Source organism: Ideonella alba, assembly GCF_018069845.1.
GTDB lineage: Bacteria > Pseudomonadota > Gammaproteobacteria > Burkholderiales > Burkholderiaceae_C > Ideonella > Ideonella alba.
The window spans coordinates 1-16,005 of the sequence record NZ_JAGQDD010000024.1; the positions used below are offsets into that span (position 1 = coordinate 1).

Genomic DNA, 16,005 nt, shown 5'->3' on the forward strand with positions numbered 1-16,005 from the left:
CTCGATCGGGGCCTTGACCACCTCGACGATCTTGCGCGCCAGGCCGTTGACCAGCGCGTAGCCGACCACCACGTGCAGCAGGGCCACGACCGCCAGACCGATCGGGTGGCGGCGGGGAGCCTGGTCGAAGCCGACGTTGGCGCGGGCGGGGACAGGGGCGTTCATGGAATCGCAAGACGCGGTGAGGTGGCGACGGGCCGCATCATCGCCCAATTGCAATCGATTGTATTACCGGGTTATCCCGAGGCCATCGCCCCGCAGTGGCGCGACAAGGCCGCAGCGCCCACCAAATGCATCACGTCCGCCGGGATACACGGACTTGTTGCCAACCGTGACTTGGTTCAGCATGGGTCGTCGCCTTTCGCGAGCAGTGCCCCCATGCCGTACCCCCACCCCGACGATCCGGTGGCGTTCTCGCCCGATCCGGCGAGCCTGCTCGAAGCCGCGACCGCCGCGGTCAGCGATGGCGAGCTGACACGCGCCCTGGCCCTCGCCCAGCAGGCGCTGGACGCCGCAGGCGATCGGGCCATGCGCCTGCAGGCGGCGCACCGCTGCGCGTTCTGCCTGTTCCGCCTGGGGCGGCTGGAGGAGCTGGTGGTGCTGTTCGCGCGCTGCTGGCCGGAGCTGCGCGCCAGCGCCAACCAGCACGACCTGGACGAATGCCTGCGCTGGGCCGTGCTGGCCGCTTCCGAGACCGGCCGCCACGCCGAGGCCATGGCCTGGGCGGTGGAGGGCGTGGAGCGCGCGCGCAGCGGCGAGCGCTCGGCCAACCTGGCGCTGTCGCTGAACGCCATGGGGGCCTGCTACGAGCGCATGGGCGACCCCTGGCAGGCCGAGCGCATCATGCTCGAGGCCCTGTCCCACGCCCGGCTGGATGGCGGGGCACAAGCGCTGATGATCACGCTGAACAACCTGTCCGCGGTGACGATCGGCGCCTACCACCTGCTGCGCGACGGCATCGACGAGGCCGACGCCACCGCCACGCTGGACCGCGCCGCCGGCTATGCCCGCGAGGCCGCCGCGATGGCCGCGCTGACCGGCGAGCCCTTCCACCGCGTGTTCATCGAAGGCAACCTGGGCGAGGTCCTGCTGCACCAGCGCCGGCTGGACGAGGCCCAGCCGCTGCTCGACCGCGCGCTGGCCGCCGCCGAACAGGGCGGTCACCAGGCGCAGGTCTGGCGCATCCGCTGCACGCTGGCCGAAGGCGACCTGCAGACCGACCAGGCCGCGCGCGTGCTGGCACGCCTGCAGCCCATGGCCACCGAGGCCCTGGACCAGGTGCCCGCCGCCACCCGGATCCGCCTGCACCACGCGATGTACCGCGCCTGCAAGCTCCTGGGCGACACCCCGGCCGCGCTGCGCCACCACGAGGCCGGCGAGCAGCTGCTGCGTCGCCGCATGGCCCAGCAGCTGCGCGCCCAGTCGGCGCTGCTGGTCACCCGCACCGAGGCCGAGCTGAGCCGCCTGCAGGCCGAGCGCGCGCGGCTGGAGGCGCAGATCGAACGCGCCCGCGCCGCCGAGCTGGCGGTGCGCGCCAGCCAGGACGCGCTGACCGGCCTGGGGAACCGCCGCTACCTGGACGAGCAGCTGCCGCGCCTGCTGCACCAGGCCGAGCAGCAGCGCAGCGAGCTGGCGCTGGTGCTGATCGACATCGACCATTTCAAGTCGATCAACGACCGCTTCGGCCACCGCGTCGGCGACCGCGTGCTGGTGGAGCTGGCGCAGCGCCTGCGCCAGGGCACGCGCTCGGCCGACCTGATCGCGCGCATCGGCGGCGAGGAGTTCCTGGTGGCGCTGCCCGAGACCGACCTGCACCGCGCCACCGAGGTCTGCGAGCGCCTGCGCGAGCAGGTCGAGCACACCGACTGGGGCCAGCACCAGCCCGGCCTGCGCGTGACGGTCAGCATCGGCCTGGCGATGGCACCGCCGCACGACATGGCGGCGCTGTTCGACCAGGCCGACCGGGCGCTCTACCGCGCCAAGCAGGCCGGTCGCAACCGGGTGCGCGCCGGCTGAGCATCACCCCAGTGCCATCGCTGGCTCTCAGGGACCGGGGGAACTTTCCGGGGCGGCGCGACGTCCATGTCGCGCGACGCGTCGATTCCCCTCACCAACCCCTGACCCGATGGAGCTGATGATGACGATCTCGATCCGCCACCTGGCCCCGCTGGCCCTGGCTGCGCTGGCCGGCACCGCGCTGGCCAACCCGGCCCCGGCCGCGCCCGCCACCGCCGAACGCACCGCCACCGCCGCACCCGCCACGGCCCCCGCCACGCGCGACTGGAACCGCATCGACACCGACCGCGACGGCTACATCTCCGCCGCCGAGATGCAGGCCTACCTGGTGGCCGAGCAGACCCGCCAGCGCAACACCACCGTCGCCACCAAGTGAGCCGAGGCCGGCGCGCCCGGCTTCTTGCGACACTCGGGGCTCACGCAGCCACCCGGGCGCGGTGCCCGGGGCTGCCGCCGGAGCCCCGCGCATGCCGACCTCCCGTGTTGTCCTGATCACCGGTGCCAGCCGCGGCATCGGTGCCGCCACCGCCCGCCTGGCCGCCCAGCGCGGCTGGGACGTGGCGGTGAACTGCGTGCGCGACACCGCCGCCGCCGAGGCCGTGGCGCAGCAGGTGCGTGCGCACGGGCGCCGCGCCATCGTCGTGCAGGCCGACGTGGCCGACGAGGCGCAGGTGACGGCGATGTTTGCCGCGGTGGACACGCAGCTCGGACCGCTGGGGGCGCTGGTCAACAACGCCGGCGTGATCGACGTGGCGGCCCGCGTCGACGAGATGAGCGCCGCGCGCCTGGACCGCATGTGGCGCACCAACCTCAGCGGCAGCCTGCTGTGCGCGCGCGAGGCCGTGCGCCGCATGAGCACCCGCCATGGCGGCCAGGGCGGCGCGATCGTCAACCTCAGCTCGGGAGCGGCGCGGGTGGGCTCGCCAGGCCTGTACCTGGACTATTCGATGAGCAAGGCCGCCATCGACCACTTCACGGTGGGCCTGGCGCGCGAGGTGGCCACCGAAGGCGTGCGCGTCAACGCTGTGCGCCCCGGCATCATCGACACCGAGATACACGCCAGCGGCGGCCACGCGGCACGCGTGGCGCAGAGCCTGCACCTGATCCCGATGGGACGCCTGGGCACCGCTGACGAGGTGGCGCCGGCCATCCTGTGGCTGCTGTCCGACGAGGCGGCCTACACCACCGGCGCGATCATCGACGTCACCGGCGGGCGCTGAAGCGGGCTCAGCGGCGGCTGAGCGGGCCGACCTCGGTCTCGGGCTCGTCGGCCAGCTGCAGCTCCAGCGGCGGCGCCAGCGCGGCCCAGGCCATGCGGTAGCGCTCCAGCCACAGGCCTTCGGAGAACTCCTGCGGCGGCCAGACCGCCTCGGGGTCGGCCAGCGGCATCGGCAGCACCGCCTCGGGACCCAGGCGCGACCAGCCGTGGCGCAGCGTGCGGATCACCTCGGCGTCGGTGACGGCCGCCATCGACCAGCACAGCAGCATCGCGTCGCAGGCGGCCAGCGCGCGCTCGCGCTCGGCCACGGTGTGCATCGCGTCGCCGGCCTGCAGGCGCAGGCCCGGGGCCTGGGCCAGTGCCTGGCTGACGCGCTCGGCCACTGCGCTGGCGTCGGCGCTGGCCACCGCCACCCACAGCGAGCGTGGCAGCGGCCGCGGCGGCTCGACCACCGGCACCGCCAGCGCGGTGGCCATGTTGGCGCGCTCGATGCGCAGCGGCAGGCTCAGGTAGGCCAGCGGCAGGCCCGCCAGCAGCACCTGCAGGTGCAGGGTCTGCGGTCCCATCGGCGTGCCGGGGTTGACGCTGACGTTGAAGCTGGCCAGGTCGGACTGGCCGTTCCAGCTCAGGCGACGCAGCGGCGGCGACACCACCAGGTCGGGGCCGCCGTCGATGGCCACGATGATGGGTGCGCCCTCGCACCAGACGGAGGCGGGCGCGTCAGGGCGCGGCGCCAGCTCGGCCTCTTCGGCCAGGTGGGCCAGCACGGCCAGCATGCGTTCGCGCATCGGCTCGGTGAACAGGCCCAGGCGCACCGCGAAGTGCTGGCCCGGCGCGGCGTGGCGCGGCGCGGCGGCGCCCACCCAGACGGGCAGGCCGTCGTCGCGCGGCGGCGCCATGTCGGCGCGCCGCTGGGCCGGTTCGGCCACGGTGTCGGGCGGGCTCACCGCGGCGGCGCGGATCAGCGGCACGGTGCGCTCGAAGGGCTCCTCGGTGGGCCCCAGCGCCAGACGCAGGCTGCCGCGCAGGTCAGACGCGGGCTCGGCCGCAGGCTCGCGGCGCCAGAGCTGCCACCAGCGGCGCGGCTCGGCGGCGGGCGCGGCCGCGGCCGGCGGCGCCGCGTTGCGCGGCGGCAGCACCAGCGGCATCAGCGCCCGCATCAGGCCGGTGAACACCGGCTCGGCGGTGTCGCCCTGCCAGCCGCTGAGCGCCACCACCGGCACGCGTTCCATGCCCGGCGGCAGCGCCGTCGGGTCCAGGCGCAGCGGCATCAGCGCCTGGCGCTGCAGCGCCAGGCGGGCGCGTTCGATCTGCTCGGGCAGCTCGGCCAATGCGGCCGACCACAGCAGCAGCACCCAGCGGGTGCGCGCCAGTGCGTCGTCCAGGCGCCCGGCCTCGGGTGGCTGGCCGGGCGTCCAGGCCACGGTCGCGCCCTGCGCCTGCAGCGCCAGCGCCAGCGCCTGAGCGGCACGAAGGTCCTGCGGCGCATGCAGCAGGGCAAGATCGTGGGCGAAGCCGTCGTCGGGTTCGAATGCGTCCATGGGTACTGCCGCCTGCCACGGCGGCAGGCGCTGGATCATAGGCGCAGCAGAGCGCCGCCGCCGGACCAGACCCCCGGCGGGCGCGAACTATGGCGCAGTCGCGGCCCGGCGCGCCGCCGGACCGCACGAAAAAAGGGCGCCCGAAGGCGCCCTGGTGTGGGGGTGGAGAACGATTCGACCGGTGCTCAGCGCACCCGGCCTTCCTTCCAGGCGCCCAGCAGCTTGTCGTAGGCGATGGTCTCGCCCTTGGGCTTCTCGTTGGCCAGCTTGGCCCACGGCGCCGCCTTGTCGGAGAGCCACTTCTTGGCGTCCTCCTTCTTGTTCAGCTTGGGCGCGCACTTGGCCATGCCGGCACGCTCCAGGCGAGCCATCACGTCGTCCATTTCCTTGGCCAGGTTGTCCATCGCGCCCTGCGGCGTCTTCTCGCCGGTCACCGCCTGCGCCACGTTCTTCCACCACAGCTGCGCCAGCTTCGGGTAGTCGGGCACGTTGGTGCCGGTGGGCGTCCAGGCCACGCGGGCCGGGCTGCGGTAGAACTCGACCAGGCCGCCCAGCTTGGGGGCCAGGTCGGTCATGGCCTTGCTCTGGATGTCGGACTCGCGGATCGGCGTCAGGCCGACGATGGTCTTCTTCAGGCTGGTGGTCTTGGCGGTGATGAACTGCGCGTACAGCCAGGCCGCGGCGGTGCGGTTGGCGTCATGGTCCTTGAAGAAGGTCCACGAGCCCACGTCCTGGTAGCCGTTTTGCATGCCCTGCTTCCAGTACGGGCCGTTGGGGCCGGGGGCCATGCGCCACTTCGGGGTGCCGTCGGCGTTGACCACCGGCAGGCCCTTCTTGGTCATGTCGGCGGTGAAGGCGGTGTACCAGAAGATCTGCTGCGCGATCTGGCCCTGGGCCGGCACCGGGCCGGCCTCGCCGAAGGTCATGCCGGTGGCTTCCTTGGGCGCGTACTTCTTCATCCAGTCGACGTACTTGGTCAGCGCGTAGACGGCGGCCGGCGAGTTGGTGGCGCCACCGCGCTCGACCGAGGCCCCCACCGGGGTGCACTTGTCGTCGGCCACGCGGATGCCCCACTCGTCGACCGGCATGCCGTTGGGGATGCCCTTGTCGGCGGTGCCGGCCATCGACAGCCAGGCGTCGGTGAAGCGCCAGCCCAGCGACGGGTCCTTCTTGCCGTAGTCCATGTGGCCGTAGATGGGCTTGCCGTCGATGGTCTTCACGTCGTTGGTGAAGAACTCGGCGATGTCCTCGTAGGCGCTCCAGTTCAGCGGCACGCCCAGCTCATAGCCGTACTTGGCCTTGAACTTGTCCTGCAGGTCCTTGCGGGCGAACAGGTCGGCGCGGAACCAGTACAGGTTGGCGAACTGCTGGTCGGGCAGCTGGTAGAGCTTGCCGTCGGGCGCGGTGGTGAAGCTGGTGCCGATGAAGTCCTTCAGGTCCAGCCCGGGGTTGGTGAACTCCTTGCCCGCACCGGCCATGTAGTCGGTGAGGTTCATGATCTTGCCGTAGCGGTAGTGCGTGCCGATCAGGTCGGAGTCGCTGATCCAGCCGTCGTAGATCGACTTGCCCGACTGCATCGAGGTCTGCAGCTTCTCGACCACGTCGCCTTCCTGGATCAGGTCGTGCTTGACGGTGATGCCGGTGATCTCGCTGAAGGCCTTGGCCAGCGTCTTGGACTCGTACTCGTGGGTGGTGATGGTCTCGGACACCACCGAGATCTCCTTCACGCCCTTGGCCTTGAGCTTGGCGGCGGCGTCGATGAACCACTTCATCTCGGCCAGCTGCTGGTCCTTGCTGAGCGTGGAGGGCTGGAACTCGCCCTCCACCCACTTCTTGGCCTCGGCTTCGCCGGACCAGGCGGTCGTGCTGCCCAGCGCGCAGGCGGCGGCCAGGGCCAGGGCGGTGTAACGCATCTTCATCGCTTGTCTCCTTCTAGCGGTCGATGATCGGGAGTGAATCGCGCTGCCCCGCGTTGCGGTTGAGGTCACCACGGCCCCGGGGCAGCGCCGGGCCGGATTGCCTGGAATCGGTCTCAGCCCTTTCGCATCACCAGCGCCAGCACGCCCATCGAGGCGATGAAGCTGATCCAGATGCTGGGTTCGTTCTCCAGCGACAGCCACTCGGCCAGGTGGCCGGCCACGCCCACCCAGGCCAGGTTGATGTAGGCCGCGCTGAGCAGGCCGATGAACAGCCGGTCGCCGCGCGTGGTGGCGATCGGCAGGAAGCCCTTGCGCAGCACCGTGGGCGACTTGATCTCCCACACCGTCATGCCCACCAGCATCAGCGCGATGCAGCTGAAGAACACCGCCACCGGCGTCGTCCACACCATCCAATCAAACATGGCCCACCCCCGTAGCGCCTGCGGCGCTCCCCCTCAAGGGGGCGCAGCCGACGGCCTGGCAGAGCCAGTTCCGTGGCTGCTGCTTGGTTCTGTTGAAGCTGTGCATCGCTTGTTTCCTTGTTCCAGCGCTAGACCCGGCCCATCGCAAAGCCCTTGGCGATGTAGTGGCGCACGAACCAGATCACGATCGCGCCGGGCACGATGGTCAGCACGCCCGCGGCGGCCAGCGTGGCCCAGTCCATGCCGCTGGCGCTGACGGTGCGCGTCATCGTGGCGACGATGGGCTTGGCGTTGACGCTGGTCAGCGTGCGCGCCAGCAGCAGCTCGACCCAGCTGAACATGAAGCAGAAGAAGGCCGCCACGCCCACGCCGGCCTTGATCAGCGGCAGGAAGACCTGCACGAAGAAGCGCGGGAAGCTGTAGCCGTCGATGTAGGCGGTCTCGTCGATCTCGCGCGGAATGCCGCTCATGAAGCCTTCCAGGATCCACACCGCCAGCGGCACGTTGAAGAGCAGGTGGGCCAGCGCCACCGCGATGTGGGTGTCCATCAGCCCCACCGTGGTGTAGAGCTGGAAGAAGGGCAGCAGGAACACCGCCGGCGGCGTCATGCGGTTGGTCAGCAGCCAGAAGAAGACATGCTTGTCCCCCAGGAAGCTGTAGCGGCTGAAGGCATAGGCCGCGGGCAGCGCCACGGTGATCGAGATCAGCGTGTTGATGCCCACGTAGATCAGGCTGTTGATGTAGCCCGAGTACCAGCTCTCGTCGGTGAAGATGGTGCGGTAGTTGGCCCAGGTGAACTGCTGCGGCCACAGGCTGAAGCTGGAGAGGATCTCCTCGTTGGTCTTGAAGCTCATGTTGACCATCCAGTAGATGGGCAGCAGCGCAAAGACCATGTAGGCCAGCAGGAACAGCGTGCGTTTCTTGAAGCGGGCGTCGTTCACGACTGCACCTCCTGTCCCTGGTTCTGGGCCTGGCCCAGCCGCTGCATCCAGTTGTAGAGGATGAAGCACAGCAGCAGGATGATCAGGAAGTAGATCAGCGAGAAGGCCGCCGCCGGGCCCAGGTCGAACTGGCCCACCGCCTTCTGCGTCAGGTACTGCGACAGGAAGGTGGTGGCATTGCCGGGGCCGCCGCCGGTGAGCACGAAGGGCTCGGTGTAGATCATGAAGCTGTCCATGAAGCGCAGCAGCACCGCGATCATCAGCACGCCGCGCATCTTGGGCAGCTGGATGTAGCGGAACACCGCCAGACGGCTGGCGCCGTCGATGCGCGCGGCCTGGTAGTAGGCGTCGGGGATGGATCGCAGGCCGGCGTAGGCCAGCAGCGCCACCAGCGGCGTCCAGTGCCACACATCCATCAGCAGCACGGTCAGCCAGGCGTGGGTGGCGTCGCCGGTGTAGCTGTACTCAAAGCCCAGCGACTCCAGCGTGTGGCCCAGCAGGCCGATGTCGGCGCGGCCGAAGATCTGCCAGATCGTGCCCACCACGTTCCAGGGGATCAGCAGCGACAGCGCCACCACCACCAGCGTGGCCGACGCGGCCCAGCCCGCGGCCGGCATGCACAGCGCCAGCGCGATGCCCAGCGGGATCTCGACCAGCAGCACGGCCAGCGAGAAGCGCATCTGGTTCCACAGCGCGGCGTGCAGGTCCTCGTCGCGCATCACCGCGGCGAACCACTCGGTGCCGACGAAGACGCGGCGCTCGGGGCTGATGATGTCCTGCACCGAGTAGTTCACCACCGTCATCAGCGGCAGGATGGCCGAGAAGGCCACGCACAGGAAGACCGGCAGGATCAGGAACCAGGCCTTCTGGTTGACGGGCTTGGTCGTCACGGGATGAGCTCCTCGTCGCGGTAGAAGCAGCTGTGGGCGCCCAGCACCTGCAGGCCCACGTCGTCGCCGGTGGCGGGTGGCACGGCCTCGGGCGACAGGCGCGCCTTCAGGGCCTGGCCGGCGGCGTCCAGCGTGACCAGCTGGTAGGTGCCGATGTCCTGCACCTGGCGCACCTGGGCCGGCAGCGTGCCGGGCGTGCCGGCCGGCGCCAGGGCCAGGTACTCGGGGCGGATGCCCAGGCGCAGCGGGCCCTCGGGCAGCGCGCGGTCGGCCGGCAGCGCATGGCTGCCGATCTGCAGCAGATTGCCGCGCGCCTGCGCCTGAAGGAAGTTCATGCCGGGCGAGCCGATGAAGTGGCCCACGAAGGTGTGCGCCGGCCGCTCGAACAGCGCGTCGGGCGTGCCCAGCTGCACCACGCGGCCGCGCGTCATCACCACCACCTGGTCGGCAAAGGTCAGCGCCTCGACCTGGTCGTGGGTGACGTAGATCAGCGTGAGCTTCAACTCATGGTGGATCTGCTTGAGCTTGCGCCGCAGCTGCCATTTCAGGTGCGGGTCGATCACGGTCAGCGGCTCGTCGAACAGCACCGCCGAGACATCCGGCCGCACCAGGCCGCGGCCCAGCGAGATCTTCTGCTTCTGGTCGGCGCTCAGGCCGGCCGCCGCCTGGTCGAGCTGGTGGCTCATCTCCAGCATCTCGGCGATCTGGCCCACGCGCTGGCGGATCTGCGCCGCCGGCACGCCACGGTTCTTCAGCGGGAAGGCCAGGTTCTCGGCCACGGTCATGGTGTCGTAGATGACCGGGAACTGGAAGACCTGGGCGATGTTGCGCTGCTGCGGCGTGGCGCGGGTCATGTCCTGGCCGTCAAAGCGCACCGTGCCCTGCGACGGCACCAGCAGACCCGACATGATGTTGAGCATCGTGGTCTTGCCGCAGCCCGACGGGCCCAGCAGCGCATAGGCGCCGCCGTCCTCGAAGCACATGTTCAGCGGCAGCAGCGCGTAGTCGCTGTCCTGCCGGGGGTTCGGCTTGTAGCTGTGCGCCAGGTCGAGTTCGATCTTGGCCATCTCACACTCCCCGCGCGCGCTCGGGCGCCGTCAGCAGCGCGCCGCTGGCGTCAAAGGCATAGGCCTGCGCCGGGCTGGCGTACAGGGTCAAGGCGGCGCCCAGCTCGAACTCGTGCACGCCGGTCAGCTGCGCCACCAGCTCGCCCACCGCGGTGTGCACATGGACGAAGGTGTCCGAGCCCGAGATCTCGGCCAGCTGCACCTGGCCCGGCAGGGCCACATCACCGGGCCGCGACTGCACCCGCAGCGCACTGGCGCGCAGGCCCAGCGTCAGCGTGCGGGTGGCGTGGGTGGGCAGGTCCACCGCGAGCAGCGGGCCGCCGGCCAGCTGGGCGCCGCCGTCGGCCACCTCGGCCGCCAGCAGGTTCATCGGCGGGTCGCTGAAGGCGCGTGCCACGCGCAGCGAGGCCGGGCGGTGGAAGACCTCGGCGGTGGGGCCGTACTGCAGCAGCTCGCCGCGGTCGAGCACCGCGGTGTAGCCGCCCAGCAGCAACGCCTCGGCCGGCTCGGTGGTGGCGTAGACCACGGTGGCCTCGCCGCTGGCGAACAGCGCCGAGAGCTCCTCGCGCAGTTCCTCGCGCAGCTTGTAGTCCAGGTTGACCAGCGGCTCATCCAGCAGCATCAGCGGCGCCTGCTTGGCCAGCGCGCGCGCCAGCGCCACGCGCTGCTGCTGGCCACCCGACAGCTCGGCCGGCAGCCGGGCCAGGAAGGGCTCGATGTGCAGCCGCTCGGCCAGCGCCTGCACCTGCTGGCGGATCTGGTCGCGCGGGCGGCCGGCCAGCTTCAGCGGCGAGGCGATGTTGTCGAACACCGTCATCGACGGGTAGTTGATGAACTGCTGGTAGACCATGGCCACGTTGCGCTGGCGCACCGACAGACCGGTGACGTCGGTGCCGTCCACGCGCACGCGGCCGGCGCTGGGCGCATCGAGCCCGGCCATCACCCGCATCAGGCTGGTCTTGCCCGCCTGGGTGGCGCCCAGCAGCACGGTCACGGCGCCGGGCCGTGGCGCCAGGTCCATCGGATGGAGCCAGGTCTCGGCCCCGACGCGGCGGCTGATGCCTTCGAGCGTCAGCTGCATGTGTCCACCTTCATCGTCATCTCGTCATCGGCGCCGGCCTGCGCATGGGCGGCCATCCAGGCGGCCACCTGGGCCCGCTCGGCCGCGGTCAGGTGCAGGCCCAGCTTGGAGCGGCGCCACAGCACGTCGTCGGCACTGCAGGCCCACTCCTCGTCTCGCAGGTAGCGCAACTCGGCCTCGTGCAGGCCCGGCGCCACGGCGGCGCCCAGATCGGCCAGCGAGCGCGCGTCGCCCAGCACCAGGCCGACGCGGGCGCCATAGGCCCGGGCCAGGCGGCGCGCCAGCGGGCCGGGCAGCCAGGGGTGGCGCTGGCCCAGGGTCTGGACCAGGCGCTCGAAATCGGTGTCGGGGCGCTGCGGCGGGCCGACCCAGTCGCGCAGGTCGCCGCCGGGCAGGAAAGCGCCCTCGGTCCAGGCGCGGCGCGGCTCGCCCAGCATGCGGCCCACCTCGTCGGCAGCGTCCTCGGCCAGCTTGCGGAAGGTGGTGATCTTGCCGCCCCACACACTCAGCAGCGGCGCGCCGCCGCCGGGCAGCTCGTTGCTTTCCAGCAGGTAGTCGCGGGTGACAGCCGAGGGGTCGCCCGAGGCGTCATCCAGCAGCGGGCGCACCCCGGTGTAGCTCCAGACCACGTCGGCGGCGCGCACCGGGCGGCGGAAGTAGCGGCTGGCCTGCTCGCACAGGTAGGCCACCTCGTCGGGGCCGATGCGGGCGTCGCGCGGGTCGCCGTGGATCTCCTCGTCGGTGGTGCCGATCAGCGTGAACTCGCGCTCGTAGGGGATGGCGAAGATGATGCGCTTGTCGGGGTTCTGGAAGATGTAGGCGTGGTCGTGTTCGAAGCAGCGCGGCACGATGATGTGCGAGCCCTTGACCAGGCGCAGGCTGCGCGTGGCCAGGTTCTCGTGACCGGCCGGGCGGGCCACGCCGCGCAGAAAGCTCTCGGCCCAGGGACCGGCGGCGTTGACCAGCGCGCGGGCACGCACCGTCTGCCGCTCGCCCTGCGGACCGGCCAGCCGGGCCAGCCAGCCGCCGGCCTCGCGCTGCACCGATTCGACCCGGGTGCGGGTGCGCACCGAGGCGCCGCGGGCGCGCGCATCGATCGCGTTGAGCACCACCAGCCGCGCGTCGTCCACCCAGCCGTCGGAGTAGATGAAGCCGCGCGTGTAGCGGTCCTGCAGCGCCGCGCCCACCGGGTGGGTGCGCAGGTTGACGCCGCGCGAGCCCGGCAGCACCTCGCGCCGGGCCAGGTGGTCGTACAGGAAGATGCCCAGGCGGATCAGCCAGGCCGGCCGCATCGCCGGGTCGTGCGGCATCACGAAGCGCAGCGGCCACATGATGTGCGGCGCGCTCTTGAGCAGCACCTCGCGCTCCTGCAGCGCCTTGCGCACCAGGCTGAACTCGTAGTACTCGAGGTAGCGCAGGCCGCCGTGGATCAGCTTGGTGGAGGAGCTGGAGGTGTGCGCCGCCAGGTCGTCCTGCTCGGCCAGCACCACGCGCCAGCCGCGGCCGGCCAGGTCGCGGGCGATGCCACAGCCATTGATGCCGCCGCCCACGACGAGGACGTCGCAGGCGTCGGCGTGAGGCGGGGCGCTCGCCGGCAGGGGCGATGAGGACGGCACGGGCAATGTCTCCAGCGTGCGACCGGTGGGTCGCGTTCTTCTTTTTTCTTTTTAGCCCAGGCAATGTTCGTTTGCAATAGGAATTTCAGCTGTTTGTTTTCGCTTTGGTTCGTTTAGGCTCGCGGCGCCGGGGGACTCCGGTCGTACCATCGATGCCGCCATGACGCCCAATCCCCGCCAATCGGAACTGCTCGAGGCCGTGCGCCAGCATGGCGTGATGAGCGTGGAGGCGCTGGCCGAGCGCTTCGGCGTGACGCTGCAGACGGTGCGCCGCGACGTGAAGCTGCTGGCCGAGGCCGGGCTGCTGTCGCGCTACCACGGTGGCGTGCGGGTGCCCAGCTCCACCACCGAGAACATCGCCTACCGCCAGCGCGAGATGCTGCACGCCGATGCCAAGCAGCGCATCGCCCGCGCGGTGGCGCAGCGCGTGCCCAACGGCAGCTCGCTGCTGATCAACCTGGGCACCACCACCGAGGCGATCGCGCGCGAGCTGCTGCAGCACCAGGGCCTGCGCGTGATCACCAACAACCTGAACGTGGCCACCATCCTGGCCGCCAACCCGGACTGCGAGGTGATCGTCACCGGCGGCGTGGTGCGCCACCGCGACCGCGGCATCGTCGGCGCCGCGGCGGTGGACCTGATCCGCCAGTTCCGCGTCGACATCGGCCTGATCGGCATCAGCGGCATCGAGGCCGACGGCACGCTGCGCGACTACGATTACCGCGAGGTGCAGGTGGCGCGCGCCATCATCGAGCACAGCCGCGAGGTCTGGCTGGCCACCGACCACAGCAAGTTCAACCGGCCGGCGATGGTCGAGCTCGGCCGCATGGACCAGATCGACCTGCTGTTCACCGATGCGCCGCCACCAGCGCCCTTCCCCGGCCTGCTGGCCGAGGCCGGAGTGCAGGTGGAAGTGGCGACCTGAACAACAACGAGGAGACCCGCATGGCATTCATCCTGGCCCTGGACCAGGGCACCTCCAGCTCGCGCAGCATCGTCTTCGACGAGCGCGGCCGCATCGTGGCCATGGCGCAGCGCGAGTTCCGCCAGATCTACCCGCAGCCCGGCTGGGTCGAGCACGACCCCGAGGAGATCTGGACCAGCCAGCTGGCCACCGCGCAGGAGGCGCTGGCGAAGGCCGGCATCACCGCGCGCGAGCTGCGCGCGATCGGCATCACCAACCAGCGCGAGACCACGGTGGTCTGGGACCGCCGCACCGGCCGCGCGATCCACAACGCCATCGTCTGGCAGGACCGCCGCGCCGAGCCGCTGTGCGCGCAGCTGCGCGAGCAGGGCCATGGCGAGACCTTTCTGCAGAGCACCGGGCTGCGCGTGGACGCGTACTTCTCGGGCACCAAGGTGCGCTGGATCCTGGACCACGTGGAGGGCGCGCACGCGGCGGCGGCGCGCGGCGAGCTGGCCTTCGGCACGGTGGACAGCTGGCTGCTGTGGAAGCTCACCGGTGGCCGGGTGCATGCCACCGATGTCAGCAACGCGGCGCGGACGATGATGTTCGACATCCGCCACAACCGCTGGGACCACCAGCTGCTGGGCCTGCTGCGCGTGCCCGACAGCGTGCTGCCGCAGGTCCACCCCAGCGCCCACGTGTATGGCGAGACCGAGCCGGCGCTGCTGGGCGCCGCGGTGCCGGTGGCCGGCATGGCCGGCGACCAGCAGAGCGCGCTGTTCGGCCAGGCCTGCTTTCGCGCCGGGCTGGCGAAGAACACCTACGGCACCGGCTGCTTCATGCTGATGCACACCGGCGAGCGCTTCCAGACCAGCGCCAACGGCCTGATCACCACCAGCGCGGCGCAGGCCGATGCCCGGCCGCAGTTCGCCTTCGAGGGCAGCGTGTTCATCGGCGGCGCGGTGGTGCAGTGGCTGCGCGACGGCCTGCGCGCCATCCAGTCCAGCTCCGAGGTGCAGGCCCTGGCCGAGAGCGTGCCCGACGCCGGCGGCGTGATGCTGGTGCCGGCCTTCACCGGCCTGGGCGCGCCCTACTGGGACGCTGACGCGCGCGGCACCATCGTCGGCCTGACGCGCGGCTCCACCGTGGCCCACATCGCCCGCGCTGCGCTGGAGAGCATCGCCTTCCAGAGCGCCGCCCTGCTGCACAGCATGAGCAAGGACGCCGTGGCGGCCGGCAGCACGCCGGTGAGCGAGCTGCGTGTAGACGGCGGCGCCTGCGTCAACAACCTGCTGATGCAGTTCCAGGCCGACCTGCTGGGCATCCCGGTGCAGCGGCCGCAGGTGATCGAGACCACCGCGCTGGGCGCCGCCTACCTGGCCGGCCTGGCCACCGGCGTGTGGCGCAGCCTGGACGAGCTGGAGGCGCAGTGGCAGGTCGAGCGCAGCTTCCTGCCCACGATGCCGCGCGAGCGGGCGCAGGACCTGATGGCGCAGTGGGAGCGTGCGGTGCGCCAGGCCCGCGCCGCCTGATCAGGCGGTGGGCGCCAGCGGCGCGAAATCGCCCGCGCGCTTGTCCTTCCAGGCGGCGATCGCGCGGCCCATCTCCTCGATGTCGAAGGCCGCGCTCTGCAGCAGGCGCATCTGCGCCAGCGCGTCGGCCACGCCATGGTCGCGCGCATAGTTCAGCGCCTGCTTGCTGGTGGCAATCGCCAGCGGGCTCTTGGCGGCGATCTCGCGCGCCAGCGCCAGCGCGTGCTCGCGCAGTGCCGCAGCATCGGGCAGCACCGCGTTGACCAGGCCGTGGGCCAGCGCGCGCTGGGCATCGAGCCGCTCGCCGGTGTAGGCCATCTGGCGCACGATGCCCTGCGGCAGGATCTTCGGCAGGCGCTGTAGCGAGCCCAGGTCGGCCGCCATGCCGATGACGATCTCCTGGATGGTGAAGAAGGCGTCGGCGCTGCACACGCGGATGTCGCAGGCCGCCGCCAGATCCAGCGCGCCGCCGATGCAGCCGCCCTGCACCGCGCAGATCACCGGGAAGCGCGCGGTGTCCAGCACGTCCAGGTCCTCCATCAGCGCGCGCAGGCCGGTCTGGAAGGCCTGGCGCTGGCGTGCGGTGGCGGTGGACAGCAGCGCCAGGTCCGAGGCGAACACGTCCAGCGCCATGCCGGCGCTGAAATGCTTGCCGCTGGAGCTGATCAGCAGCACGCGGGTGGTGCCGGCCGCATCCAGCGCCTGCACCGTCTGGCGCAGCGCGCGGAAGAAGGCCGGGTCCAGCGCATTGAGCCGCTCGGGGCGGCACAGGCTGAGCTCGGTGACGCCGCTGTCGGCATCGGTGTGGCAGGTGAAGCTGGGGGTGTCGGTCATCACGGTCTCCTCGGCCAGAC

At 71.2% G+C, this 16,005-nt stretch carries 14 protein-coding genes; 5 read left to right on the forward strand and 9 right to left on the reverse strand.

The features are described 5' to 3' along the window. The first annotated feature begins 378 nt into the window (after positions 1-378). From KAK03_RS21820 to KAK03_RS21830, 3 genes are all read left to right on the forward strand, one after another. A complete protein-coding gene (locus KAK03_RS21820) occupies positions 379-2,016 on the forward strand; it encodes a GGDEF domain-containing protein (protein ID WP_210856787.1) in 1,638 nt (545 codons plus the stop codon). Between the two features lie 121 nt (positions 2,017-2,137). After that, positions 2,138-2,392 (forward strand): EF-hand domain-containing protein, encoded by a 255-nt coding sequence (locus tag KAK03_RS21825; protein WP_210856788.1) that lies wholly within the window; start codon positions 2,138-2,140, stop codon positions 2,390-2,392. A 91-nt stretch (positions 2,393-2,483) separates the two neighbouring features. Then, positions 2,484-3,236, forward strand: coding sequence for an SDR family oxidoreductase (locus tag KAK03_RS21830; protein ID WP_210856789.1), 753 nt, complete (start codon positions 2,484-2,486; stop codon positions 3,234-3,236). Positions 3,237-3,243: 7 nt separating this feature from the next. On the opposite strand, the gene KAK03_RS21835 is transcribed toward KAK03_RS21830, so the two are convergent. The 8 genes from KAK03_RS21835 to glpD all read right to left on the reverse strand — a co-directional run bounded on the left by KAK03_RS21835 (position 3,244) and on the right by glpD (position 12,712). Next, positions 3,244-4,776: a TIR domain-containing protein gene (locus tag KAK03_RS21835; protein WP_210856790.1), complete on the reverse strand. Its 1,533-nt coding sequence runs from the start codon at positions 4,774-4,776 to the stop codon at positions 3,244-3,246. Positions 4,777-4,961: 185 nt separating this feature from the next. After that, a complete protein-coding gene (locus KAK03_RS21840) occupies positions 4,962-6,695 on the reverse strand; it encodes an ABC transporter substrate-binding protein (RefSeq protein ID WP_210856791.1) in 1,734 nt (577 codons plus the stop codon). Positions 6,696-6,808: 113 nt separating this feature from the next. Continuing rightward, positions 6,809-7,117, reverse strand: a complete 309-nt coding sequence (locus KAK03_RS21845) for a DUF2160 domain-containing protein (protein ID WP_210856792.1) — start codon at positions 7,115-7,117, stop codon at positions 6,809-6,811. Between the two features lie 128 nt (positions 7,118-7,245). Beyond that, positions 7,246-8,058, reverse strand: a complete 813-nt coding sequence (locus KAK03_RS21850; protein WP_210856793.1) for a carbohydrate ABC transporter permease — start codon at positions 8,056-8,058, stop codon at positions 7,246-7,248. Then, positions 8,055-8,948, reverse strand: coding sequence for a carbohydrate ABC transporter permease (locus KAK03_RS21855; protein ID WP_210856794.1), 894 nt, complete (start codon positions 8,946-8,948; stop codon positions 8,055-8,057). Before KAK03_RS21855 ends, KAK03_RS21850 begins: the two co-directional genes overlap by 4 nt. Then, on the reverse strand, positions 8,945-10,015 hold the full coding sequence (locus tag KAK03_RS21860; protein WP_210856795.1) for an ABC transporter ATP-binding protein: 1,071 nt from the start codon (positions 10,013-10,015) through the stop codon (positions 8,945-8,947). Before KAK03_RS21860 ends, KAK03_RS21855 begins: the two co-directional genes overlap by 4 nt. 1 nt (position 10,016) lies before the next feature. Further along, positions 10,017-11,096: an ABC transporter ATP-binding protein gene (locus KAK03_RS21865; RefSeq protein ID WP_210856796.1), complete on the reverse strand. Its 1,080-nt coding sequence runs from the start codon at positions 11,094-11,096 to the stop codon at positions 10,017-10,019. Then, positions 11,087-12,712: a glycerol-3-phosphate dehydrogenase gene (gene glpD, locus KAK03_RS21870; RefSeq protein ID WP_310738702.1), complete on the reverse strand. Its 1,626-nt coding sequence runs from the start codon at positions 12,710-12,712 to the stop codon at positions 11,087-11,089. The genes KAK03_RS21865 and glpD overlap by 10 nt, the downstream gene beginning before the upstream one ends. Before the next feature lie 160 nt (positions 12,713-12,872). Between glpD and KAK03_RS21875 the strand changes: the two genes are divergently transcribed. Both KAK03_RS21875 and glpK read left to right on the forward strand, forming a co-directional pair. After that, positions 12,873-13,637: a DeoR/GlpR family DNA-binding transcription regulator gene (locus tag KAK03_RS21875; protein WP_210856797.1), complete on the forward strand. Its 765-nt coding sequence runs from the start codon at positions 12,873-12,875 to the stop codon at positions 13,635-13,637. A 20-nt stretch (positions 13,638-13,657) separates the two neighbouring features. Next, on the forward strand, positions 13,658-15,151 hold the full coding sequence (gene glpK / locus KAK03_RS21880) for a glycerol kinase GlpK (RefSeq protein WP_210856798.1): 1,494 nt from the start codon (positions 13,658-13,660) through the stop codon (positions 15,149-15,151). Here glpK and KAK03_RS21885 read toward each other — a convergent pair whose 3' ends face one another. After that, positions 15,152-15,985, reverse strand: a complete 834-nt coding sequence (locus KAK03_RS21885; protein WP_210856799.1) for an enoyl-CoA hydratase-related protein — start codon at positions 15,983-15,985, stop codon at positions 15,152-15,154. Positions 15,986-16,005: the final 20 nt, after the last annotated feature.

What these genes read in the sequence shown, in the direction of transcription:
- KAK03_RS21820 (WP_210856787.1), top strand. Translation starts at nt 379, where the DNA reads ATGCCGTACCCCCACCCCGACGATCCGGTGGCGTTCTCGCCCGATCCG.
- KAK03_RS21825 (WP_210856788.1), top strand. Translation starts at nt 2,138, where the DNA reads ATGACGATCTCGATCCGCCACCTGGCCCCGCTGGCCCTGGCTGCGCTG.
- KAK03_RS21830 (WP_210856789.1), top strand. Translation starts at nt 2,484, where the DNA reads ATGCCGACCTCCCGTGTTGTCCTGATCACCGGTGCCAGCCGCGGCATC.
- KAK03_RS21835 (WP_210856790.1), bottom strand. Translation starts at nt 4,776, where the DNA reads ATGGACGCATTCGAACCCGACGACGGCTTCGCCCACGATCTTGCCCTG.
- KAK03_RS21840 (WP_210856791.1), bottom strand. Translation starts at nt 6,695, where the DNA reads ATGAAGATGCGTTACACCGCCCTGGCCCTGGCCGCCGCCTGCGCGCTG.
- KAK03_RS21845 (WP_210856792.1), bottom strand. Translation starts at nt 7,117, where the DNA reads ATGTTTGATTGGATGGTGTGGACGACGCCGGTGGCGGTGTTCTTCAGC.
- KAK03_RS21860 (WP_210856795.1), bottom strand. Translation starts at nt 10,015, where the DNA reads ATGGCCAAGATCGAACTCGACCTGGCGCACAGCTACAAGCCGAACCCC.
- KAK03_RS21865 (WP_210856796.1), bottom strand. Translation starts at nt 11,096, where the DNA reads ATGCAGCTGACGCTCGAAGGCATCAGCCGCCGCGTCGGGGCCGAGACC.
- KAK03_RS21875 (WP_210856797.1), top strand. Translation starts at nt 12,873, where the DNA reads ATGACGCCCAATCCCCGCCAATCGGAACTGCTCGAGGCCGTGCGCCAG.
- glpK (WP_210856798.1), top strand. Translation starts at nt 13,658, where the DNA reads ATGGCATTCATCCTGGCCCTGGACCAGGGCACCTCCAGCTCGCGCAGC.
- KAK03_RS21885 (WP_210856799.1), bottom strand. Translation starts at nt 15,985, where the DNA reads ATGACCGACACCCCCAGCTTCACCTGCCACACCGATGCCGACAGCGGC.